The sequence below is a fragment of the Phenylobacterium glaciei genome (assembly GCF_016772415.1).
Taxonomy (GTDB): domain Bacteria; phylum Pseudomonadota; class Alphaproteobacteria; order Caulobacterales; family Caulobacteraceae; genus Phenylobacterium; species Phenylobacterium glaciei.
The window spans coordinates 1,731,792-1,752,329 of sequence record NZ_JAGSGD010000001.1 but is presented as its reverse complement, the minus strand read 5'-3'; the positions used below and the strand labels follow the sequence as shown (position 1 = coordinate 1,752,329).

Sequence of the window (20,538 nt, the reverse complement as noted above, 5' to 3'; positions counted from 1 at the left end):
ACCCATGAAGCTATACGGCGCGCCGAACCCGGCCCCCAATCCCCGCCGCGTGCGCATCTTCCTGGCCGAGAAGGGCATCGACCTGCCCGAGACGCCGGTCAACATGATGAAGCGCGAACACAAGAGCCCTGAATTCCGCGCCAAGAACTCCATGGGGCAACTTCCCACGCTGGAGCTGGACGACGGCACGACCATCTCCGAAACCGTCGCCATCTGTCGCTATCTGGACGAGATCAATCCCGAGCCGCCGCTGTTCGGGACGACGGCGGTGGAGAAGGCCCTGGTGGACCAGTGGATCCGTCGGATCGAGTTCACCGTGATGACGCCGGTGGGCATGTACTGGCGCCACTTCCACCCGCGCACAGCGGCTCTGCTGACCCAGTTCAAGGACTTCGGCGAGAGCAACGCCGAGACCTACAAGGGCGCGCAGAAGTACCTGGATCGTGAGCTCGAGGGTCACCAGTTCGTGGTGGGCGACACCTACACGATGGCCGACATCTGCCTGCTCTCCACCGTCGACTTCGCCGGCTGGATCGGCCTGCCGATGGAGGCGGGGTTCGCGAACCTGAAGGCCTGGCACGACCGGGTCACCGCCCGGCCCAGCAGCGCCGCCTAACCCCTTGTCGTCATGGCCGGGCTTGTCCCGGCCACCCATGATCTCCGAGCATCAGCAAGCGCCCACGGCGTCCGCCGCGCGATCTGCGGACAGACGGAGATCATGGGTCCCCAGGACAAGCCCGGGGATGACGATCTAGGAAGTTGCGGCTCAGCCCCGCGGAGCGCCCGTCAGTTCGCGGTAGGCCTCGGCCAGGGGCGAATAGATCATCACCACCTGCAGGATCGGCAGCAGCAGCTGCACCATAAGGGTGGCGATGAAAGCCACGATGGCCAGGGGCGCGAGGTTGGCGGGGTTGGAGATCGCCTCGTTGCCGCCGGCGATGGCGACCGTGGCGTAGCTGATGATCGAAAACAGCAGCCAGACCATGATGTAGAAGATGATGGCCAGGATGGTCATCCCGAACAGGCTCCAGAAGTGGCCCTTGGTGAGCCGCCAGGAGTCGAGGATGGCGATGCGATGCTCGGCGAAGGTCATGGGCGTGGCCAACAACAGCCGCACCCCGGCCCAGATCATCGCCACGGCCAGGGCCAGGCTGACCAGCACACCGAAAGGCCCGCCCAGCTTGGCCGCGCCGAAGGTCAGCACCAGGAACAGCACCCCCACCGAAAACAGGGCCAGGTTCACCACGGTCAGCCGCAGTTCGTCGGCGCCGAGCCGCAGGTGGGCGATGCCCTTTTCCGACGGCCGCAGGGCCAGGCGGTAGATGCCGCCCATCAGCACCGACAGCAGGAAGATCGAGATGACGATGATGGCCAGGAAGGCGACCTGGTGCTGGCGCAGGACCGCGCCATAGGCGCCCGCGTCGCCGGACTCCAGCCCGCCCTTCTGCACGAACTTGATGAAGTCGGGGCCGAGCGCGGTGACCATGATCATGGCGATCACCATGATCCCAAGGAAGTAGACCAGGCTCCAGGCCAGGATCGTCCCCGGCCGCTCGCGCGTAATTCTGAAGCCTTCCAGCGCCGAGTCGCTCGGCGAAAACTTGGTCATGTCTGTCCTCTGGCCGCCCGTGTGAACGTTCAAACGAGTCGGCCGTCCCTTTGGCTGCGATCTTTGCGGTTGCGGCTCTCGCGCCGCAAGGCCTCCCTCGCGATCCGCGCCAATCGTTGCTACTTAGCCACGCATGAGCATCAAGATTGACCCAGTCCATGTGATCGGCGGCGGCCTCGCCGGTTCGGAAGCCGCCTGGCAGATCGCCCAGGCCGGCGTGCCGGTGATCCTGCACGAGATGCGCCCCGTGCGCGGCACCGACGCCCACCACACCGACGGCCTGGCTGAGCTGGTCTGTTCGAACTCCTTCCGGGCCGACGACTGGACCGGCAACGCCGTGGGCCTGCTGCACGCCGAGATGCGGCGGCTGGACTCCATCATCATGTCCTGCGGCGACGCCCACCAGGTGCCGGCCGGGGGCGCCCTGGCCGTGGACCGCGACGGCTTCTCCCAGGCGGTCACCGCCCGGCTGGAGGCCCACCCCAACGTCACCATCGCGCGTGAGGAAGTGGCCGGCCTGCCGCCCACCGTCTGGGACAGCGTGATCGTGGCCACCGGCCCCCTCACCTCGCCGGCCCTGTCGGCGGCGATCCTGACGCTCACCGGCGAAGGCGAGCTGTCGTTCTTCGACGCCATCGCCCCCATCGTGAACTTCGAGTCCATCGACATGGGCGTGGCCTGGCGTCAGTCGCGCTACGACAAGGAAGGCCCCGGCGGCGACGCGGCGGCCTATATCAACTGCCCGCTCGACAAGGATCAGTACGAGGCCTTCATCGACGCCCTGCTGGAAGGACCGAAGAGCGAATTCAAGGACTGGGAGAACGTCCCCTATTTCGACGGCTGCCTGCCCATCGAGGTGATGGCCGAGCGCGGCCGCGAGACCCTGCGCCACGGCCCCATGAAGCCCGTCGGCCTGACCAACGAACACAATCCGCAGGAGAAGGCCTACGCCATCGTCCAGTTGCGCCAGGACAATGCGCTGGGCACGCTGTGGAACATGGTGGGGTTCCAGACCAAGCTGAAGCACGGCGCCCAGAGCGACATCTTCCGCACGATCCCGGGCCTGGAGAAGGCGGTGTTCGCGCGCCTCGGCGGCCTGCACCGCAACACCTTCCTCAACAGTCCCAAGCTGCTGGATGCGCAACTGCGCCTGAAGCTGCAGCCGCGCCTGCGGTTCGCCGGCCAGGTCACCGGGGTCGAAGGCTACGTCGAGAGCGCGGCCATGGGCCTGCTGGCCGGCCGCCTGGCCGCCGCCGAACGTCTGGGGGCGCCCATTGAGGCGCCGCCGGCCACTACGGCCCTGGGCGCCCTGGTGGGTCACATCACCGGCGGCCACCTGGAGGGCGGCAAGGGCAGCTTCCAGCCGATGAACATCAACTACGGCCTGCTGCCGCCGGTCGAAGGCATCGCCAAGCGCGATGAGGCCGGCCGCCGGCTGGGCGCCAAGGAGAAGAGCCGCGGCAAAAAACTGGCGGTGGGCGAGCGCGCCCTGGCCGACCTGGAGACCTGGGTCACCGGCGGAACCAGGATCGCCGCAGAATAGGCCTCAGACCTTGCCGCGCGCCACGGCCAGGAACAGGCGCAGGCAGGTCTCCAGTTCCGAGGGCTTGCGGCCGTTGGCGCGGGTGCGCGCGAGCGTCGCGTGGGCGATAGCCGGGAAGGCCGGGACCGACAGGCCGGCGGCGTCCTTGAGCGCCCGCTCCAGGATCGGCCCCACATCAGGCCCCGCGAGACCCGCCGTGCCGATCAGCCGCCCAATGGCCCAGGCGCGGCCACCGGCCAGGGCCCTACCCTCATCGGCATCGGGATCCAGCATCTTCGCCGCCAGGATCGCGGCGTTTCCCGCCGTGCCGTCGGCCCATTCCAGGGCCTCCCCCAGCTTCATGGGCTCGGCGCTTAGCTCGCGATAGCGGGCGTCGATCATCGCCTCCAGGCGGGGCCGCTGCAGGCCGTGGCGGCCGATGGCGGCGGCGAGCGCGAGCGCCGTGGGATGCTTGCGCACCGTGCGCCCCTCGAACACCTCGTCCAGCACCTCGTTCCACCAGGTCAGGCGGATCTCGCCCATCAGCGGGTTGGAGGCGACGCGGGGCGCGCGGGCCAACTCATGGTCGAAGGCATAGAGGGCGATGACGTCGGCGCGGGCCTGGGCGTCTGAAATGAACCGGCTGGACAGCCAGCGGTCGGGATCGACGCGGCCCACCAGGGCGTCGAGGTCGTTCGGATCGTGGGCGTCATCTTCGGACATGGGGTTCGCAAAAGCAAAAGGCCCGCCGGTTGGGGCGGGCCTTCCGATTGTACCTGCTCCTCGGGGTTAGCCGAAGATGGTCTGGCTCATGGTCATGGTGACCAGCATCGGGATCGACAGCAGCGTGTTGGTCCGTGAGAACAGCATCGCCGTGCGGCCCGCCTTGGCCTTGGCGTCGGCGTCGGCTTCCACGATGCCCAGCGCGATCTTCTGGTTCGGCCAGATGAACACCCAGACGTTGAAGAACATCACGGTGGCGAGCCACATGCCCATGCCGATGAAGATGTGGCCGACGTCGGCGAAACCCTCGGTCGCGCCGAGCGTGAAGGCCTGGACAAGGTAGCCGCGGTTGAGGGCGAGGATCACACCGGCGACCCAGGTCAGCAGCGCGGCCCAACGGAACCAGAACAGCGCCTCCGGGGCGATGAACTTGGAGACCGCCGGCTTCAGCTCGGCCGGGATCTTGGCCATCTGCGGGATCTGGACGAAGTTGAAGTAGTACAGCAGGCCGATCCACATGATGCCGCAGAGGACGTGGATGAAGCGGAACACCGCCTGGAAGAAGATGGCGTCGGCCGAGCCGTAATGGCTGAAGTAGCCGGCGATGATGATCAGCGCGAGCACGAAGCTCACGAGGATGGTGTTGCGAAGATTTGCGAGTAGTCCAGCCATGGGTATGCCTCTACGATTCCTGCCCTGACGCTTAGCTATACGCAGTTTCACCGGAGGCTGCTAGTTGCCCGACACGCTCTCCACAGCGCCAAAAATCGCCTCCAGCTTGGCTGAAATCTCAGGGGGCAAAGGTGGCGCATGGATGGCGGCGATATTGGCCTTCAGATGGTCGATGCTGCCGGTGCCGGTGAGGATGACATGGGCCCCCGGCTCATGGCGGCAGAAGCGGTAGGCGGCCTCGACCTCCGAGCCGATCTCCAGATGATCGCGCAGGAACTTCAACGGATCGGCGGGATCGACGCTGCCCGCCACCACCTCGCCGCTGGCCAGCAGTTTGGCGACGGTGTCGCGCAGGGCCTCAGGGTTGCTCAGCGCCCGGCGCACCGCGAACATGATCAGCGTGCCGATATCGTGGGCCAAGGCCTGTGGGAACACCGTGCGCCGCGCGGAGGGGTTCAGCAGGTTGAAGCCCACCATGGCCACGTCGAACAAGGCCTCGGGCATGGCGCGGGCCAGCATGGCGTGGCGAGTGTCGGCGCCAAACGCCTCGGTGACGCCGATGTGCCTGATCTTGCCCAAGGCCTGCTGGCGCTTCAGCTCCGGCAGCAGGGTCTCCACGCAGGCCTCGTAGTGAGGCAGCGTCACCCCATGCAGATTGAACAGATCGACATGGTCGGTCCCCAGCCGCTTAAGGCTGCCCTCCAGGCTCTCGGTGAGGGCGTCTGGCGTGATCAGCTCCCCGTCGCGACCAGGACCGCCGCCGGTGGGGCTGGCCTTGGTGGAGATGAAGACCTCGCCTCGGCGCCCCTTCACGCCAAGGCCCACGGCCTCCTCGGTGCCGTACAGCCGGGCGGTGTCGATGAAGGTGATCCCGAGGTCGATGGCGGCGCTGACCACGCGCGACGCCTCCTGTGCGCTCGCGCCGCCGGCCATGCCCAGTCGGGAATGGCCGCCACAACCCAGCCCCGCGGCGCTGACGATGGCGTTGGTTCGGCCCAGCCGGACGGTCTGCATGGCGGCTCTCTACCTGAAAGAAGAGCTTAGATCGCGATCAGGGCGGCGGCGAGCCTGCGGCCTTCGGCGGTGAGCACATTGTACATCCGCGCCGCCGTGGGGGTGTCCATGAACTCCAGCCCGATGCCGGCCGCCGACAGGGCCTCGCGCACCGCCTTGGGCGGCAGGGCGTTGGCGGCCCCCATGCCCAGAAGCACGAACTCCACCTCCCGCAGGCCGGCGTCCAGCACCGCCGACAGGCTCTCGGGAGTCAGCTCAGCGAGGCTGGCCACCGGCCAGGCCTGGGCCAGGTCCTGGACGATCAGCACCGAGCCCTCGTGGCGCGCGCCCGACAGACGGAACCCGCCGTCGCCATAGGCGTCGATGGAGGGCGCGTCGCGGGCCACGATCTAGACCCTTTCCGGGTCAGGTTGAATCAACCTGACCGGATAAAAAGGGTCTACCTTCTTGAATTTAGAGCATGTCCGGGCGGCGAACCGGTGCCCACTTGCGCCTGACATGCTCTAAGGCCGCGCGCCCGCCGGCTTCATCGGCTCGGCCGCGTCGTCGCCGCGCTTCACACCCCACAGCAGGATGATCGGCAGGGCGACATAGATGGAGGAATAGGTGCCGATGATGATCCCGAAGACCATGGTGAACACCAACGGCAGCAGGACGGGACCGCCCAGGACGAGCGCGCCGGACAGGGCCAGGATCGCCGTCGAGCCGGTGATCAGGGTGCGCGACAGACGCTCGTTCTCGGACTTGTTGATCACCTCGGCCAGCGGGGTTGTCTTGTACTTGCGCAGGTTCTCGCGAAGCCGGTCAAAGGTGATGACCTTCTCGTTCATGGAATAGCCGATGACCGTCAGCAGGGCCGCGATCGAGGTCATGGAGAACTCGAAGCCGGTGAACGACAGCACCCCCAGGGTCAGCAGCACGTCGTGGAACACGGCCACCACGGCGCCGAGGCCAAACTGCAGCTGGAAGCGGAACCAGATGTAGCCGAGCATCAGCACCAGGGCGATGCCGAGCGCCATGAAGCCGCCCTGGATCAGCTCGCCGGAGACCTTGGCGCCGACCACCTCGACCTTCTTGAACTGGATGCCCGGGAACTCGGCGGCCAGCGCGGTCTGGATCTTGGTGGCGCCGGCCACCGCATTGACGTCCTCGGCGGTGCGGAACGACAGCATGGCGCCGTGGCTGTCACCCAGGGCCTGGACCTTGGCGTCCTCCCCCCCCGCGGCGGCCAGCGCCGTGCGCAGCTTGCCGATGGGCGCATCGCCCGGCGTGCGGATCTCGATCAGCGACCCCCCGACGAAGTCGATGCCCATATTCAGGCCCTTGGTGAAGAAGGACACGCCCGAGAGCACGATGAGGATCGCCGAGAGCACCGCCGCATAGGGCGCGAGCCCCACGAAGTTGAAGTGGAATTCCCGCGGGAGAAGGGTGATCAGGGGCCAACGCATGCGCATAACCTTCAAACGATCGGCAGGGTCTTCGGCTTCGTGGCGCGGAACCACCAGCCGATGAGCAGTTGAGTACCGACCACGGCGGTGAACACCGAGGTGATCACCCCGATCAGCAGGGTCAGGGCGAAGCCGCGGATGGGGCCGGCCCCGAACTGGAACATGATCAGGGCCGAGATGGCGCTGGTGATGTTGGCGTCGAGGATGGACACCAGCGCGCGCTGATAGCCGTGTTCGAGGGCGGAGATCGGAGATCGGCCCGCATGGGCCTCGTCGCGCACCCGTTCATAGATCAGCACGTTGGCGTCGACCGCCACGGCCAGGGTCAGGATCAACCCCGCGATGCCGGGGAAGGTCAGGGTGAACTGGAACAGCGACATGATGCCGAAAATCAGCAGCATGTTGACGATCAGGGCCAGCGCCGCGAACACCCCGAACAGGCCATAGGCCAGCACGATGAACACGATGATCGCGACGGCGCCGACCGCGAGCGAGATGGCGCCGGCCTTGACCGCGTCCGCGCCCAGTTCGGCGCCGACGGTGTTCTGCTGCTCGACGTTCAGGGGCGCCGGCAGCGCCCCGGCGCGGAGTAGAACCGCCAGGTTGTTGGCGCTCTCGGCAGTGAAGTTTCCGCTGATCTGGCCCGAACCGCCGGTGATGGCGCCGTTGATGACCGGCGCGGAGATCACCTTGTTGTCCAGTACGATGGCGAAGCGCTTGCCGATGTTCTGGGCCGTGGCGTCGCCGAACCGGCGGGCGCCCTGGCCGTTGAAGCGGAAGTTGACCACGGCCTGACCGGTCTGGCTGTCGAAGCCCTGGTGGGCGTCGGTCAGCATCTCGCCGGTGACGAGCGCGCGCTTCTTGATCAGGATCGGGGCGCCGCCCTCTTCGTAGGGCAGCAGTTGCGAGCCCGGGGGTACGCGGCCGGCGGCGGCCTCGGCCGGGGTCACGCTGTCGTCCACCATCTGGAAGGTGAGCTTGGCGGTCTGTCCGATGATGTTCTTGAGCTTGGTGGGATCGCTCTCGCCGGGCGCCTGGACCACGATGCGGTCGACGCCCTGACGGCGGATGTCCGGCTCCTTGGTGCCCAGCTCGTCGATCCGGCGGCGGATGATCTCGATGGACTGCTCCACCGCCTTGCCGGACTCGGCGATCAGCGCCTGTTCGGAGAAGACCAGGCGGATGCGCTGGTCGCCGCTGGCGCTGATCGTCACGTCGCGGCCGCTGGTGGCGCCGGCCATCGGCGCGCCGACGTTCTTGCGCAGCAGGTTGGTGGCTTCGGTCAGTTGCGCGGGATCGGTGATCCGCACGGAGACCGCGCCGTCCACCTGGCCCAGATCGGTGAACTCGATCTTGTCCTCACGCAGGGTGGTGCGGACGTCCTCGACGAGGTTGGTCAGCTTCTCGGCGCGCAGGGCCTTGGTGTCGACCTCCAGCAGCAGGTAGGACCCGCCCTGGAGATCGAGGCCGAGGTTCAGCTTCTTGTGCGGGAAGAAGCTCGGCAGGCTGTCGAGCGTCTTCTGAGGAAGCACGTTGGGCAGGCTGAACAGGAGGCCGAAGATCACCGACAACAGGACGGCGATCGTTCTCCAGCGCGACGGAGCGATCATTTACGGGGCTCTCAGGCCTTGGAATCGTTGGCCGGGGCGGGCTCGCCCTTGACCCGGACATCGGAGATCATCGACTTGACCACCTTGACGCTGACGCCCTGGGCGATCTCGACGCCGACTTCCTTGTCCTCGACGCGGACCACCTTGCCGATGACGCCGGAGTTCAGCACGACGATGTCGTTGCGCTTCACGTTGGAGATCATCGCCTGGTGGGTCTTCATCCGCTGCTGCTGCGGGCGGATCATCAGGAAGTAGAACAGCACGACCAGGCCGATAAGCGGCAGGAACTGCATCAACATTTCCTGCGGGCCGCCGCCGGCGGCGGCGCCGGCGGTCTGAGCGAAGGCGGGGGTGGCGAACATGGTCTCTCCGAAGTTCGTCATCGGGCCGGCGAAAAGCCGCCCGTTTTGAAGTCGGCGGAAGCTATGCGTTCGCCCTCGGTTTTGCAATGGAACGGCAGGCCCGCTAAGCACCAACGCCATGGATTCAGAGTTGAAACCCGTTCTCGAACGCATCGCCGCCGCTCTGGAGCGCCTGGCGCCCCCTCCCCGCGTCCCGCCGGTCTTCGAAGGCGCGCGGCTTTTCCGGCACGATAGCGCCTCCCACGCCTTCCATCCGGCCCCGGACTACGCGCTTCCGCTCGACGCCCTGGTGGGCGTCGACCAGCAGAAGGCCCGCTTCCTGGAGAACCTGCAGCGGTTCACCAGGGGGCTGCCGGCCAACCACGCCCTGCTGTGGGGGGTGCGCGGCACCGGCAAGAGCTCCCTGACCAAGGCCGCCTTCATGGCCGTGGTCCAGGATGCGCCGGACCTGAAGCTGGTGGAGGTGGACCGCGACGAGGTCACCGCCCTGCCCGCCCTCTTCGACACCCTGCGCGCGCGGCCCGAACGGTTCGTCGTGCTGTGCGATGACCTATCGTTCGAAGAGGGCGCGGCCGCCGCCAAGGCGCTGAAGTCGGCCCTGGAGGGCGGGGTCTCCGGGCCGCCGGCCAATGTGCTGTTCGTGGCCACCTCCAACCGCCGCCACCTGATGCCGCGGGCCCATGCCGAGGACCGCGGCCTGATCGCCACGGCCGAGGACGCCGAGGAGGAGGTCAGCGTCTCCGACCGGTTCGGCCTCTGGATCGGCTTCCCGCCGATGGACCAGGCGACCTATCTGGAGGCGGTGACGGCCTATGCGCGATCCCACGGCCTGATTGTCGCCGACCTGGAACGCCGGGCCCTGCAATGGGCGCAGCTGCGCGGCGGCCGCTCCGGCCGCGTCGCCTGGCAGTTCATCCGCGATCTGGCGGGGGAACTGGGCAAGACCCTGCCGATGTGAGGCGCTCTTTTCCTCTCCCACTTGTGGGAGAGGAGGTGGGACTACCGTCCCAGCACCAGCTTTGGATCGATCGGCCGGGCCCGTTCCGTCGGGGCCGGGGCGAAGCGGACCTCGAAGTGCAACTGGGGTTCGGAGACCCCTCCGCTGGCGCCCACCTGGCCGATCTGCTGACCCTGGACCACCTTCTGCTGCATCTTCACGTCCACGCGGGCGAGGTGCCCATAGGCCGTGACCCAGCCGTCGGCGTGCTTGATCAGCACCAGATTGCCGAAGCCGGGGACCTGGTCGCCGGCATAGACCACATCGCCGCCTGCGGCGGCGCGCACCGCTTCACCGGCGTTGGCGCGGATGTTCAAGCCGTCGTTGCGCTGCCCCGTCCCCTTCGGACCGAAGTCCGAAATGATGTCGCCCCGCAGCGGCCAATTGAACCGGCCCCGGCCCTGGGCCTGGATCTGGGCGTCGGTGAGCGGCCCCTGGTTGGCGGCCGGCGGGATCGGGAAGGTGCGGTTGGGCTGGGTCGGCGGCGGAGTGACCGGCCGCCTGTAGTCGTTGTTCGACGGCGGCGGCGTCACCGGCTGCGAGACCGGCGGCGAATAGGGCCGGTTCGGCGCCGGCATCTCCGGCGGGGTGTCGCGGCGCGGTTCGGCCGGCAGGGTCACCGTGGTCTTGGTGGTCTCCTTGACCGGGCCCTTGTCCTTGTAGCCGTCCGGCAGGGTGATCTTGCGGCCCGACTTGATGGAGTCGCCGACCTTCATGTCGTTCTCGGCGGCCAGCGCCTTGGGGGTCACGTTGAAGCGCTTGGCGATCAGGGTGATCGTGTCGCCCGAGCCGGCCACATAGGCCTTCACGGTCGTCTTGGGGCCCTTCAGCTTGTCGCCCTTGTGCAGGACGTAGGGCTCCTTGAGCTTGTTGTCCTCGGCCAGTTGCTTGCGCGTGGTGTCCATGGCGCGCGCGATGGCGTCCAGGGCCTGTCCATCCTTGACGGTATAGATCTGCGCCGGTCCGGCGACGTCCACCAGCTTGCCGGTGACGAAGGTCTTGGTGGTGGTCGTCGTGGTGGTGCGCGGCGGCTCGCGCTGCGGTTCCAGCCCGGGTTGGACGGCCGGCGGCGGCGTGAAGCTCGGCTGCCGCTGCGGCTGCGCGGGCGCCTGGGGCTGGAAGGTCCCGGGGGCCGGCGATTGCATCCCCGTGCCGGGAACCTGGACGCGGACGGTGACCGTGGTCGGGCCCTTATCCTTGAAGCCCTCGGGCAGGATCAACTTCTTGCCGGAGGTCAGCGGCTTGTCGACGCTCATGTCGTTGGCGTCGGCGATGGCCTGGCCGGTCACCGAGAAGCGCCGGGCGATGGCGTAGAGGGTGTCACCCTGCCCCACCACATAGGCCTTGGCGTCGCTGGAGGGACCCTTGAGCACCTTGCCGGGCTTCAGGACGTAGGGTTCCTTAAGGTCGTTGTCTTCGGCCAGCTGTTTGCGGGTCGTGCCCATGGAGCGCGCGATGGCGTCGAGGTTGTCGCCGCTCTTGACCGTATGGCTCTTGGGCGGGCCTTCGGCGTCCACCACCTTGCCGGTCACCGTCTTGCGGACGACGTCCTGCATGACCGGGGGCTGGTAGGTCGGGGGCGGCTGGTAAGTCGGGGGCGGCTGGTAAGTCGGGGGCGGCTGATAGGCCGGCGGCGCGGTATAGGGCGGCGTGGACGGCGTCACATAGGCCGGGCCATTGGGCACGGGGTCGAGCGGACGGCTGTCGACGGGTCCGCTGTAGGGGCCGGCCTGCGGGGCCGGCTCAAGCTCGGGCGCCGGCTGCGTCGGGACGCCCTGGTCGCCAGGGGCCGGCAGACGCGTCGGATAGCTCGGCCGCGCCACCTGGGCGTCCTCGCCGAACGGCGTATAGGTCGTGCAGGCGCTGAGAGACGTCGCCGCCAACAGGATCAAGGCCGTTCGGGAATAAGAAAGCGTCATCGCCGCTCCGCTCTATGGGTTCGGAATCAGTCGAGGCGTCGGAGTTAATGATGGGTTAAGGAGCCCGCCATCGCCAACCCACAAACTCGTAAGAATGTGGACGGCTAAAGCTCTCTGGCCACGCCGTCCAGCAGAGGCACGAACCGGACATCGGTCAGAACCTCGATGGTGAAGCCGCCCTTGCCGTCGCCGGTATAGCGTTTCAGGCTCTGGACCGGCCCCTTGCCGATCGGCGCCACCAACACCCCCGTTGGTTTCAATTGCGAAAGCAAAGCCTTGGGCTCATCTGGCGCCGCTGCTGTGACCAGAATGCGGTCGAAAGGCGCCTGCTCGGGCCAGCCCAGCCCGCCGTCGCCGAACCGGGTGATCACATTGGTGAGACCCAGCGTCTTGAAGCGCGCCTCGGCCTCGCCCATCAGGGTCCGGTAGCGCTCCACCGTATAGACCAGCCGCGCCAGCTTGGAGAGTACGGTGGTCTGATAGCCCGACCCCGTGCCGATCTCCAGAACCCGGTCGCGTTTCTCCAGGCCCAGGGCCTGGGTCATCAGGCCGACGATGAAGGGCTGGCTGATGGTCTGGCCGCAGGCGATCGGCAGGGCCGAATCCTCCCAGGCCCGTTCCTGGAACAGGTCTGGCGTGAACAGATCCCGCGGCGTCGACTCGATGGCGTTCAGCACGCCGGCGTCGCTGACCCCCTGCGAACGCAGACCCAGGATCAGGCGCGCCAGCCGCGTTTCGGGCGAGTCCTTCTCCGGTTTGACCATTGTTCCTGTCACCTACGCCTTGGGCGGGACGCCGCCCAGCACACTCTTCAGACGATGAACGGTCTCAAGGTGAGTCAGGTCGATGTGCAAGGGCGTGACGGAAATCTTTCCGTCGTAAATCGCTTTCAGGTCGGTTCCAGCGGCGGGGGACGACCGCTCCTGCCGGAAACCCATCCAGTAGTACTCGCGGTTGCGCAGGTCGGTGCGCTTCTCGGCGTGGCGCACATTGATGTCGCGGAAGGTCTGGCGGGTGACCTCGACCTCGGTGATCTCGTCCACCGGCCTGGCTGGAAAGTTGACGTTGATGATCACGTCCTTGGGCCAGCCGGTCTCCACCAGCTTCCTGATGATGCCCGGCGCGAACCGCTCAGAGGGCGCGAAGATGTCGTCGTTGCCGGTGGGCCAGCCGGTCTGGGACAGCGCGATGGAGGGGATGCCCATGGCCATGCCCTCGATGGCGCCGGCCACGGTGCCCGACAGCGTCACATCCTCGGCGAGGTTGGCGCCCCGATTGACACCCGACAGCACCAGGTCGGGCTTGGCGCCCTCCATCAGCTCGGAGATGGCCAGCATCACGCAGTCGGTCGGCGTGCCGCTGGTGGCGAAGCGCCGTGCGTCCAGCTTCCGCACCCGGACCGGGTCGGACAGGGTGAGCGCCCGGCTGGCGCCGGACTGCTCGTATTCCGGCGCGCAGATCCAGAGGTCGTCGGAGAGGACCTTGGCGATGTTCTCCAGGGCGACCAGGCCTTCGGCATGGATGCCGTCGTCGTTGGTCAGCAGGAGTCTCACGCCGCGCCGCCGATGTGGGTCAGGCCCGGCAGGTAGGGATGCAGGGCCTGGGGAATGGCGATGCGGCCGTTCTCGTCCTGATAGTTCTCCATCACCGCCACCAGGGTGCGGCCCACGGCCAGGCCCGAGCCATTCAGGGTGTGAACAAAGCGCGTGCCCTTCTCGCCGGCCGCCTTGGTGCGGGCGTCCATGCGGCGGGCCTGGAAGTCCCCGCAGTTGGAGCAGGAGCTGATCTCGCGGTAGCGCCCCTCCGACGGCAGCCAGACCTCAAGGTCGTAGGTCCGCCGGGCCGAGAAGCCCATGTCGCCGTTGCACAGCTTCATGGTCCGGAACGGCAGCTCCAAGGCCTTCAGCACCGCCTCGGCGCAGCCGACCATGCGATCATGCTCGTCTTCCGACTTGTCAGGCGCGGTGATGGAGACAAGCTCGACCTTGTAGAACTGGTGCTGGCGGATCATGCCGCGGGTGTCGCGGCCCGAGGCGCCGGCCTCGGCGCGGAAGCTGGGGGTCAGGGCCGCGAGCCGCAGGGGCAGCTCCTCCTCCGGGGTGATCTGCTCGCGCACCAGGTTGGTCAGCGAGACCTCGGCGGTGGGGATCAGCCAGCGGATGTCAGAGGCCTCCGCCAGATCGCGGGGTCCGAGAGCCCGCGTGTTCTCCAGGCCCGGAATGGCCACGAACTGGTCGTCGGAGAACTTGGGCAGTTGGCCCGTGCCGAACATCGCCTCGCTGCGCACCATCAGCGGCGGCGAAACCTCGGTATAGCCGTGTTCCTGGGTCTGGATGTCCAGCATGAACTGGCCCAGCGCCCGCTCCAGCCGCGCCAGCTGGCCCTTCAGCACCACGAACCGCGCGCCGCTCATCCGGGCGGCGGCCTCGAAGTCCATCAGGCCGAGCGCCTCGCCCAGGTCGGCGTGGTCCTTGGCGCCGCTGATCGCGTGGGGCTCGCCCCAGCGGCGTACCTCGACATTGTCGTGCTCGTCCTTGCCGGTCGGCACGTCGTCGGCGGGGATGTTGGGCAGGGCTGAGAGCAAATCGAACAGCTCGCCGCTGGCGGCCTTCTCGGCCTCCGCCTGGGCGGCGCCCGCGCCCTTCAGGCTCTCGACCTCGGCCAGCAGGCGCTGGGCCTCGGGTTCGTTCTTCTGGGCCTTGGCCTGGCCGATCAGCTTGGACAGTTCGTTGCGCTTGGCCTGGGCGGTCTCGGCGGCGGTCTTGGCGCCGCGCACCTTGCCGTCGAGCTCGATCGCCTGGGCCGCGGCCCCGGATCGTCCCTTCGCAGCCCAGGCTTTCTCGTAAAGCTCAGGGGTTTCGCGAATGGCTCGAATGTCGTGCATGGGGTCCGCCGTGGGGTAAGCGGCTTTCTCTAGAGCGCGCCGTCCCCTGGGCCAAGCCCCAGGGTCAGCGCCAGGCTGGAATTGGCGGGATCGAGAACCGATCCAATTCCAAGATCGTCATCCTCGGGCTCGTCCTGAGGATCCATGATCTCCGCGGCGCCGCAGAGGGCGCGAGGCTCGCCGCCGAGGGCCATCTTCTCGGCCGAGTCTATGGATCCTCTGGACGAGCCCGAGGATGACGGTCAGAGGGGAAAGTCGAGCGATATGCACCGCCCGGCCCGCCGTCTAGACCAGCGCCACGTCCGTCCCAGCGTCCTCGCGGGCGCGGCGGCGGTCGATCAGGGCCACGCACCAGATCGAGATTTCGTAGAGCAGGATGATCGGGGTCGCCAGCAGGGTCTGGCTGATCGGATCGGGCGGGGTCACCACCGCGGCCACCACGAAGATCCCCACGATGGCGTAGCGGCGGCCGGCCCGCAGCTGCTTGGAGTCCAGGATGCCCGCCATACCCAGCAAGGTCAGCACCACCGGCAGCTGGAAGCACAGCCCGAAGGCCATCAGCAGGGTGGTCACCAGGGTCAGGTAGTCCGACACCTTGGGCAGCAGTTCCACCGAGATCGCGCCGACGCCGACGATCTGCTGGCTCAGCGAGAACCACAGGACGAAGGGCAGGATCATGAAATAGACCAGCGCCGCGCCCAGCGCGAACAGCAGCGGGGCGGCGATCAGGAACGGCAGGAAGGCGTGCCGCTCCTTCTTGTAGAGACCCGGCGCCACGAAGCCGTAGATCTGGGCGGCCAGCACCGGGAAGGTCAGGATCACGGCGCCGAAGCCCGACAGCTTCACCTTGGTGAAGAAGAACTCCAGCGGCGCGGTATAGACCAGCTTCAGCGCGCCCGAGGCCAGGTTCGGAACCTCCTTGAGGCCCACCAGGGCGAGCAGCAGGTCGAAGGGGCCGGCGGAATGGGCCTGGTTCGGTGGCGTTTCCTTCAGATGCAGGAACTGCATCACGCTGTCGACGAAGCCGACATGGACCGCGCCCTGCTCGGCGAGGCGCTGGGCGGCCATCAGCTGGGCGGCCACCTGATAGGGGTGCAGCAGCAGGTAGTAGATCTGGGTCGAGAAGGCGAAACAGACGGCGAAACCGATGGCCAGGGCGCCGACACAGACGATCAGCCGGGAGCGAAGCTCCACCAGGTGGTCCAGCAGCGGGGCGCGGGAGGCCTCGATCTCGTCATCGACATCGCTCAAGAGACCGTTCCCTTCGCGGGCCGGGCGGCGGGCGGCTTCTTGGCCGCCACAGCCTTGGGCTTGGCGGCCGCCCTGGCCGCCGTGGTCTTGGCGGCCGATTTCGCAGCGGTGGTCTTGGCGGGCGTGGGCTTCGCGGCGGCCGCCTTGGGCGTGCGCGCCGCCCTGGGCTTGGCGGCTGGGATCGGGGCCGGCGTCACCGCCTCGGCCACCTCAGCCTCGCTGGCATATTGGTGGCTCATCGGCGGATGGAACTGGATGCCGGCGCTCTGCAGGCTGTCGCCGATCTCGTTGAACACCTGATTGATCTCGACGTTGGACGCCTCAGAGGCCGCCTGGTCGGCGATCTGGCCGCGGCGCATGGCCTCGACCTCCTTGCGCAGGTCGTCCAGTTCGGACTGGCGGGCCATCTCGTCGAAGCTGGCGCGGAAGTCGTCGGCCATGGAGCGCAGGCGCGCCACGAACTGCCCCAGCTTGCGCAGGAGCATGGGCAGATCCTTGGGCCCCACCACGATCAAAGCGACCGCGGCGATGACCAGCAGTTCCATCCCGCCGACTTCAGGAAGCATGCGCCACGCCTAAACGATGAAAACCCACGCCGATCAGGACCGGCGTGGGCGGAATTTCCGGAACGGCAGCCGACTAGCTGCGGGCTTCGTCTTTTTCGCTGGGCAGCGGCTTGGTGGTCGTCGTGGTGGCCACCTCGTCGCCGTCCTTCAGGCCGTCCTTGAAGGCGCGGATGCCCTTGGCGGCGTCGCCCATGATGCCCGACAGCTTGCCGCGGCCGCCGAAGAGCAGCAGCACGACCACCGCGACAACGATCCAGTGGATGGGCCCGAAAGCACCCATGACTTAACTCCTTTGCGCCTGCGCCCGGGGAGGGACGCGCGCCTGTTGCGATATTCCAGCCGAATATAGTCGTTTAGGTGACGGCGCGCCAATCGGTTCGCAAGTGTTCTTGCGTAGCCGGAATGACATGTGAGTTCCTTCTCCCCTTGCGGGGCAGAATGAGGGGTCGCGAGAGCAATCGAACCAAAGATCGTCATCCTCGGGCTCGTCCCGAGGATCCATGATCTCCGCCTCTCCGCAGAGGGCGCGAACGTCGCCGCAGAGGCCCACCTGCGCCACGGCGTCTATGGATCCTCGGGACGAGCCCGAGGATGACGATCACGGAGGGGCAAGCGCCCCCACCTTCGATCGGTCTCCGACGGGCCCCGTCCTCAAGCGGACAAGAACGCCTCACCCATCAGCTCACCTCTTCCTCCCCGAGGAAGTCTGTATGGAATTCGGGCGCCGCGTCGTCGTCCAGCGGGTCCTCGTCGGCCTCCAGTCCGCCCCCCGGATTGGGAATGGCGAAGTCCGGCGGCAGGTCGAGGCTCAGCAGGCCTGCGGCCTTCATCTCGGACATCCCCGGCAGGTCGGCGAGCGCCGCCAGGCCGTAGTGCTCCAGGAAGGCGTCGGTGGTGCCGTAGGTGACGGGGCGACCCGGCGTGCGGCGGCGGCCGCGCATCCGCACCAGGCCCAGCTCCAGCAGCACGTCCAGCGTGCCGCGGCTGGCCTGCACGCCGCGCACGGACTCGATCTCCGCCCGCGTCACCGGCTGGTGGTAGGCGATGATGGCCAGGGTCTCCTGGGCGGCCTTGGACAGCCGGCGGGGCTCCTCCCGCTCCTCGGTCATCAGGAAGGCGAGATCGGCCGAGGTCTGGAACCGCCAGCGGTCGGCGACGCAGACCAGCTCCACCCCCCGGCCCTCATAGGTCTTCTGCAGGGCGGCGATGGCGGCCTCGACGTCGGCATTGGCCGGCAGGCGCTTGGCGATGTCGTCCAGGCTCAGGGGCCCCGCGGCGGCGAACAGCAGGGCCTCGACCTGGCGCTCGGCGGGGTCGGTCACGCGGCGGCTCCCCGGCGGGCGCGCAGGAAGATGTCGGCGAAGGCCTCCAGCTGGCGGGCCTCCATGGCGCCTTCCTTCACCAGCTCCAGGCTGGCCGAGAGGGTGGAGGCCACATAGGACGCGCGGCTCGGTCCCGTCTCGGCGCTGGGCCGCATCGGCGCGATGCCCTGCAGCGAGGTCCAGCGCGACAGGTCGGGCAGCATCTCGCGCAGCCGCTCGCGGGCCTCCTCCAGCGGATAGGCCTGGGGCGTACGCGGCGTGTAGTGGCGCCCCTGCTCCTTCTTCCGCTGGGCGATATAGGCGCTCATCAGGCCGTAGAGGTCGCCCTCCAGCCGGTTGGACGGGATGATCTGGATGGCCTGCGGGTCGCCGCGCAGGAAGACCTCGCGGCCCAGCTGCGGCCCGTCGCGCAGGGTTTCGGCGGACTTGCGCATGGCGTCCAGCTTGGCCAGGCGGAAGGCCAGCTGTGCGGCCATCTCCTCGGCCGGCGGCTCCTCGGCCTTGGGCCGCTCGGGCTTGGGCAGCAGCAGGCGGGATTTCAGGTAGGTCAGCCAGGCGGCCATTACCAGATAGTCGGCGGCCAGCGAGAAGCGGATCCGCCGCGCCTGCTGCACGAAGGCCAGGTACTGATCGGCCAGCTTGGTGATCGACAGCTTCATCAGGTCGACCTTCTGGCTGCGCGCCAGGGCCAGCAGGACGTGCAGCGGACCTTCGTAGCCGTCCAGGTCGATGATCAGGGCTTCGCCGTCCTCGGCCGCCGTGGTCGCCGCCTCGAAGTCGAGATTGGGCTGAAAGGTGTTGCTCAAGACCAGCGTCCCTCGAAGGCCGCGTCGAATCGGGCGCGGGCTTCGGCAGCATCAAAGGGCTCGGGCACGCGGGCGATGCGGCCCAGCGCCGCGCGAGCCCGCTGGGCGGCGCGGCCGGCGAGCGGGCGCGTGCCGGCGATCACCGCGGCCATCTCAGCCATGTCGCCATTGCAGTGCAGGACCACGTCGCAGCCGGCCGAGAGCGCGGTCTTGGCGCGCGTGGTGAAGTCACCGCCCAGCGCCTTCATGGAGAGGTCATCGGTCATCAGCAGGCCATCAAAACCGATGGCCTTGCGGATCACCGTGCTGATGACCCGCTTGGAGGTCGTCGCGGGCCCGCGCGGATCGACGGCCGTGTAGACGACGTGGGCGCTCATCGCCATCGGCATGTCCGACAGCACCCGGAACGGCGCGAAGTCGTGGGCGTCGAGGTCCTCGTAGCTGGCGTCCACCACCGGCAGGTCGTGGTGGCTGTCGGCCATGGCCCGGCCGTGTCCGGGGATGTGCTTGATCACCGGCAGCACCCCGCCCGCGATCAGGCCCTCGCAGGCCGCTCGCCCCAGCTGGGCGACGCCCTCGGGTGTCTTGGCATAGGCGCGGTCGCCGATGATGTCGTGGGCGCCTTCGCTCGGCACGTCCAGCACCGGCACGCAGTCGACATTGATGCCGAGCGCCGACAGGTCATGGGCCAGCAGGCGGGCCCCCAGGCGGGTGATCTCCCGGCGCAGCAGGAGATCATTGGCCGGAAGCTCACCATAGGCGCGGCCCGGCGGATAGCGCCGCCAGTGCGGCGGCCCCAGGCGGGCGACCCGGCCCCCCTCCTGGTCGATCAGGATCGGCGCGTCCGGCCGCGCCACGCAGGCGCGCAGGGCCTCCGTCAGCGCGCGGACCTGGTCAGGGCTCTCCACATTGCGCTTGAAGAGGATGAACCCCCAGGGACGCACATCGCGGAAAAAGGCCTGCTCCTCTTTCGAAAGGGTCAGGCCCGCGCAGCCGAGGATGGAGGCGCTGATGCTCACTTCACGAAGCAGCTCTTGCCCGCGGCCTTGAGCTGATCGCAGAAGGCCGTCGCGTCCGCACGGCTCGCGAAGCCGGTGACGGCGGTACGGTAGAGGGTGGCGCCATCCTTCTGGATGGCCTCGACCCGCTTGCCCTTGCCCGCCGTGGCGCCCGGCGCGATGCGCGCGGCGTCGCTCCAGCCCTTGTCGGCCAGGGCGGAGGACGAGAAGGCGCCGATCTGCACCGAGGCCGCGCCGCCGGCCGTAGCCACGGGCTTCGGCGCGGCGGGGGTCGGCAGGTTGGGCTTGAGGGCCGGAACCGGCTTGGGCTCGGGCGTGATCGGCATGGCGGCGACCGGACCGGTCTGCTGCGGCCTGGCCACTGTCTGCGGCGGGATGGCGGCAGGCTTGGCCGCGGGTGCGGGCGTCACCACCACGGCCGGCGCGGGCGCGCGAGCGGCGGGCTGTTCCGGCGGGGCGGTGAAGTTCGGGGCGGCCGGGGCGGCGGCGCCCTCCGACGACTGATAGATCTGCAGGCCGGCGGCCGGGTCGACCGGCTGCTCCTCGGCCGGCGCGGGACCCTTGATGGCGCCGACCGGGGTTCCCACCGCCTGCGGCGCGGCGCCGGCCTGGCGCACGCCCGAGCGGTAGAAGACCACGATCGCCACCACCAGGCCGATCAGCACCAGGGCCGAGACGATCAACATCATCGGCGCCGGGCGGCTTCCCCGCACCGGCTGGCGCGCATCGAAGGACAGCGGCGCGTCGGTGGGCGGCGTATAGGCTCCGCGGTCGGGGTTGGTCATCAAAGGCTCCCAAGGGAATCAGTCAGCGC

22 protein-coding genes are annotated in these 20,538 nt (G+C 68.2%); 3 read left to right on the top strand and 19 right to left on the bottom strand.

Annotation, left to right across the window (positions count from 1 at the left end; genetic code table 11):
- The first annotated feature begins 4 nt into the window (after positions 1-4).
- Positions 5-616 (top strand): glutathione S-transferase family protein, encoded by a 612-nt coding sequence (locus JKL49_RS08480; RefSeq protein WP_215339775.1) that lies wholly within the window; start codon positions 5-7, stop codon positions 614-616.
- Positions 617-766: 150 nt separating this feature from the next.
- On the opposite strand, the gene JKL49_RS08475 is transcribed toward JKL49_RS08480, so the two are convergent.
- Positions 767-1,609 (bottom strand): hypothetical protein, encoded by an 843-nt coding sequence (locus tag JKL49_RS08475; protein WP_215339774.1) that lies wholly within the window; start codon positions 1,607-1,609, stop codon positions 767-769.
- A 133-nt stretch (positions 1,610-1,742) separates the two neighbouring features.
- Between JKL49_RS08475 and trmFO the strand changes: the two genes are divergently transcribed.
- A complete protein-coding gene (trmFO, locus tag JKL49_RS08470; RefSeq protein ID WP_215339773.1) occupies positions 1,743-3,152 on the top strand; it encodes a methylenetetrahydrofolate--tRNA-(uracil(54)-C(5))-methyltransferase (FADH(2)-oxidizing) TrmFO in 1,410 nt (469 codons plus the stop codon).
- A 3-nt stretch (positions 3,153-3,155) separates the two neighbouring features.
- Here the strand turns inward: trmFO and JKL49_RS08465 are convergent, their stop codons facing one another.
- From JKL49_RS08465 to yajC, 7 genes are all read right to left on the bottom strand, one after another.
- The gene (locus JKL49_RS08465; protein WP_215339772.1) at positions 3,156-3,854 is read right to left on the bottom strand and encodes a squalene/phytoene synthase family protein; all 699 of its coding nucleotides are present in this window, start codon (positions 3,852-3,854) and stop codon (positions 3,156-3,158) included.
- Between the two features lie 66 nt (positions 3,855-3,920).
- A complete protein-coding gene (locus JKL49_RS08460; RefSeq protein WP_215339771.1) occupies positions 3,921-4,526 on the bottom strand; it encodes a urate hydroxylase PuuD in 606 nt (201 codons plus the stop codon).
- 60 nt (positions 4,527-4,586) lie between these two features.
- On the bottom strand, positions 4,587-5,540 hold the full coding sequence (locus JKL49_RS08455) for an aldo/keto reductase (RefSeq protein ID WP_215339770.1): 954 nt from the start codon (positions 5,538-5,540) through the stop codon (positions 4,587-4,589).
- A gap of 26 nt (positions 5,541-5,566) precedes the next feature.
- The gene (locus JKL49_RS08450; RefSeq protein ID WP_215339769.1) at positions 5,567-5,926 is read right to left on the bottom strand and encodes an MTH938/NDUFAF3 family protein; all 360 of its coding nucleotides are present in this window, start codon (positions 5,924-5,926) and stop codon (positions 5,567-5,569) included.
- Between the two features lie 117 nt (positions 5,927-6,043).
- Entirely contained in the window at positions 6,044-6,988 is a 945-nt protein-coding gene (gene secF / locus JKL49_RS08445) for a protein translocase subunit SecF (protein ID WP_215339768.1), read from the bottom strand.
- Between the two features lie 11 nt (positions 6,989-6,999).
- Positions 7,000-8,598: a protein translocase subunit SecD gene (secD, locus tag JKL49_RS08440; RefSeq protein WP_215339767.1), complete on the bottom strand. Its 1,599-nt coding sequence runs from the start codon at positions 8,596-8,598 to the stop codon at positions 7,000-7,002.
- Between the two features lie 11 nt (positions 8,599-8,609).
- On the bottom strand, positions 8,610-8,960 hold the full coding sequence (gene yajC / locus JKL49_RS08435; RefSeq protein ID WP_215339766.1) for a preprotein translocase subunit YajC: 351 nt from the start codon (positions 8,958-8,960) through the stop codon (positions 8,610-8,612).
- 118 nt (positions 8,961-9,078) lie between these two features.
- Here yajC and JKL49_RS08430 point away from each other — a divergent pair, with 118 nt between their 5' ends.
- A complete protein-coding gene (locus JKL49_RS08430; protein WP_215339765.1) occupies positions 9,079-9,918 on the top strand; it encodes an ATP-binding protein in 840 nt (279 codons plus the stop codon).
- Positions 9,919-9,959: 41 nt separating this feature from the next.
- Here JKL49_RS08430 and JKL49_RS08425 read toward each other — a convergent pair whose 3' ends face one another.
- The 11 genes from JKL49_RS08425 to ftsN all read right to left on the bottom strand — a co-directional run bounded on the left by JKL49_RS08425 (position 9,960) and on the right by ftsN (position 20,509).
- On the bottom strand, positions 9,960-11,876 hold the full coding sequence (locus tag JKL49_RS08425) for a LysM peptidoglycan-binding domain-containing protein (RefSeq protein WP_215339764.1): 1,917 nt from the start codon (positions 11,874-11,876) through the stop codon (positions 9,960-9,962).
- Positions 11,877-11,980: 104 nt separating this feature from the next.
- The gene (locus tag JKL49_RS08420) at positions 11,981-12,640 is read right to left on the bottom strand and encodes a protein-L-isoaspartate(D-aspartate) O-methyltransferase (protein WP_215339763.1); all 660 of its coding nucleotides are present in this window, start codon (positions 12,638-12,640) and stop codon (positions 11,981-11,983) included.
- Positions 12,641-12,652: 12 nt separating this feature from the next.
- Positions 12,653-13,429: a 5'/3'-nucleotidase SurE gene (gene surE / locus JKL49_RS08415; RefSeq protein WP_215339762.1), complete on the bottom strand. Its 777-nt coding sequence runs from the start codon at positions 13,427-13,429 to the stop codon at positions 12,653-12,655.
- Positions 13,426-14,760 (bottom strand): serine--tRNA ligase, encoded by a 1,335-nt coding sequence (serS, locus tag JKL49_RS08410; protein WP_215339761.1) that lies wholly within the window; start codon positions 14,758-14,760, stop codon positions 13,426-13,428. Before serS ends, surE begins: the two co-directional genes overlap by 4 nt.
- A gap of 285 nt (positions 14,761-15,045) precedes the next feature.
- Complete coding sequence (tatC, locus tag JKL49_RS08405) at positions 15,046-16,011, bottom strand: twin-arginine translocase subunit TatC (protein ID WP_215339760.1); 966 nt, start codon at positions 16,009-16,011, stop codon at positions 15,046-15,048.
- A complete protein-coding gene (gene tatB, locus JKL49_RS08400) occupies positions 16,008-16,577 on the bottom strand; it encodes a Sec-independent protein translocase protein TatB (RefSeq protein ID WP_215339759.1) in 570 nt (189 codons plus the stop codon). Before tatB ends, tatC begins: the two co-directional genes overlap by 4 nt.
- Before the next feature lie 73 nt (positions 16,578-16,650).
- A complete protein-coding gene (gene tatA / locus JKL49_RS08395; protein ID WP_215339758.1) occupies positions 16,651-16,857 on the bottom strand; it encodes a twin-arginine translocase TatA/TatE family subunit in 207 nt (68 codons plus the stop codon).
- A 397-nt stretch (positions 16,858-17,254) separates the two neighbouring features.
- Positions 17,255-17,899: an SMC-Scp complex subunit ScpB gene (scpB, locus tag JKL49_RS08390; protein ID WP_215339757.1), complete on the bottom strand. Its 645-nt coding sequence runs from the start codon at positions 17,897-17,899 to the stop codon at positions 17,255-17,257.
- The gene (locus tag JKL49_RS08385) at positions 17,896-18,705 is read right to left on the bottom strand and encodes a segregation and condensation protein A (RefSeq protein ID WP_215339756.1); all 810 of its coding nucleotides are present in this window, start codon (positions 18,703-18,705) and stop codon (positions 17,896-17,898) included. Before JKL49_RS08385 ends, scpB begins: the two co-directional genes overlap by 4 nt.
- On the bottom strand, positions 18,702-19,724 hold the full coding sequence (gene nagZ / locus JKL49_RS08380) for a beta-N-acetylhexosaminidase (RefSeq protein WP_215339755.1): 1,023 nt from the start codon (positions 19,722-19,724) through the stop codon (positions 18,702-18,704). Before nagZ ends, JKL49_RS08385 begins: the two co-directional genes overlap by 4 nt.
- The gene (gene ftsN / locus JKL49_RS08375; protein WP_215339754.1) at positions 19,721-20,509 is read right to left on the bottom strand and encodes a cell division protein FtsN; all 789 of its coding nucleotides are present in this window, start codon (positions 20,507-20,509) and stop codon (positions 19,721-19,723) included. Before ftsN ends, nagZ begins: the two co-directional genes overlap by 4 nt.
- Positions 20,510-20,538 lie beyond the last annotated feature (29 nt).

Excerpts from the sequence above, each read along its gene's own strand:
- ftsN (WP_215339754.1), bottom strand. The coding sequence starts at position 20,509 with ATGACCAACCCCGACCGCGGAGCCTATACGCCGCCCACCGACGCGCCG.
- JKL49_RS08465 (WP_215339772.1), bottom strand. The coding sequence starts at position 3,854 with ATGTCCGAAGATGACGCCCACGATCCGAACGACCTCGACGCCCTGGTG.
- secD (WP_215339767.1), bottom strand. The coding sequence starts at position 8,598 with ATGATCGCTCCGTCGCGCTGGAGAACGATCGCCGTCCTGTTGTCGGTG.
- JKL49_RS08430 (WP_215339765.1), top strand. The coding sequence starts at position 9,079 with ATGGATTCAGAGTTGAAACCCGTTCTCGAACGCATCGCCGCCGCTCTG.
- JKL49_RS08475 (WP_215339774.1), bottom strand. The coding sequence starts at position 1,609 with ATGACCAAGTTTTCGCCGAGCGACTCGGCGCTGGAAGGCTTCAGAATT.
- JKL49_RS08455 (WP_215339770.1), bottom strand. The coding sequence starts at position 5,540 with ATGCAGACCGTCCGGCTGGGCCGAACCAACGCCATCGTCAGCGCCGCG.
- JKL49_RS08425 (WP_215339764.1), bottom strand. The coding sequence starts at position 11,876 with ATGACGCTTTCTTATTCCCGAACGGCCTTGATCCTGTTGGCGGCGACG.
- JKL49_RS08420 (WP_215339763.1), bottom strand. The coding sequence starts at position 12,640 with ATGGTCAAACCGGAGAAGGACTCGCCCGAAACGCGGCTGGCGCGCCTG.
- yajC (WP_215339766.1), bottom strand. The coding sequence starts at position 8,960 with ATGTTCGCCACCCCCGCCTTCGCTCAGACCGCCGGCGCCGCCGCCGGC.
- serS (WP_215339761.1), bottom strand. The coding sequence starts at position 14,760 with ATGCACGACATTCGAGCCATTCGCGAAACCCCTGAGCTTTACGAGAAA.
- secF (WP_215339768.1), bottom strand. The coding sequence starts at position 6,988 with ATGCGTTGGCCCCTGATCACCCTTCTCCCGCGGGAATTCCACTTCAAC.
- JKL49_RS08460 (WP_215339771.1), bottom strand. The coding sequence starts at position 4,526 with ATGGCTGGACTACTCGCAAATCTTCGCAACACCATCCTCGTGAGCTTC.
- trmFO (WP_215339773.1), top strand. The coding sequence starts at position 1,743 with ATGAGCATCAAGATTGACCCAGTCCATGTGATCGGCGGCGGCCTCGCC.
- JKL49_RS08480 (WP_215339775.1), top strand. The coding sequence starts at position 5 with ATGAAGCTATACGGCGCGCCGAACCCGGCCCCCAATCCCCGCCGCGTG.
- tatA (WP_215339758.1), bottom strand. The coding sequence starts at position 16,857 with ATGGGTGCTTTCGGGCCCATCCACTGGATCGTTGTCGCGGTGGTCGTG.
- tatB (WP_215339759.1), bottom strand. The coding sequence starts at position 16,577 with ATGCTTCCTGAAGTCGGCGGGATGGAACTGCTGGTCATCGCCGCGGTC.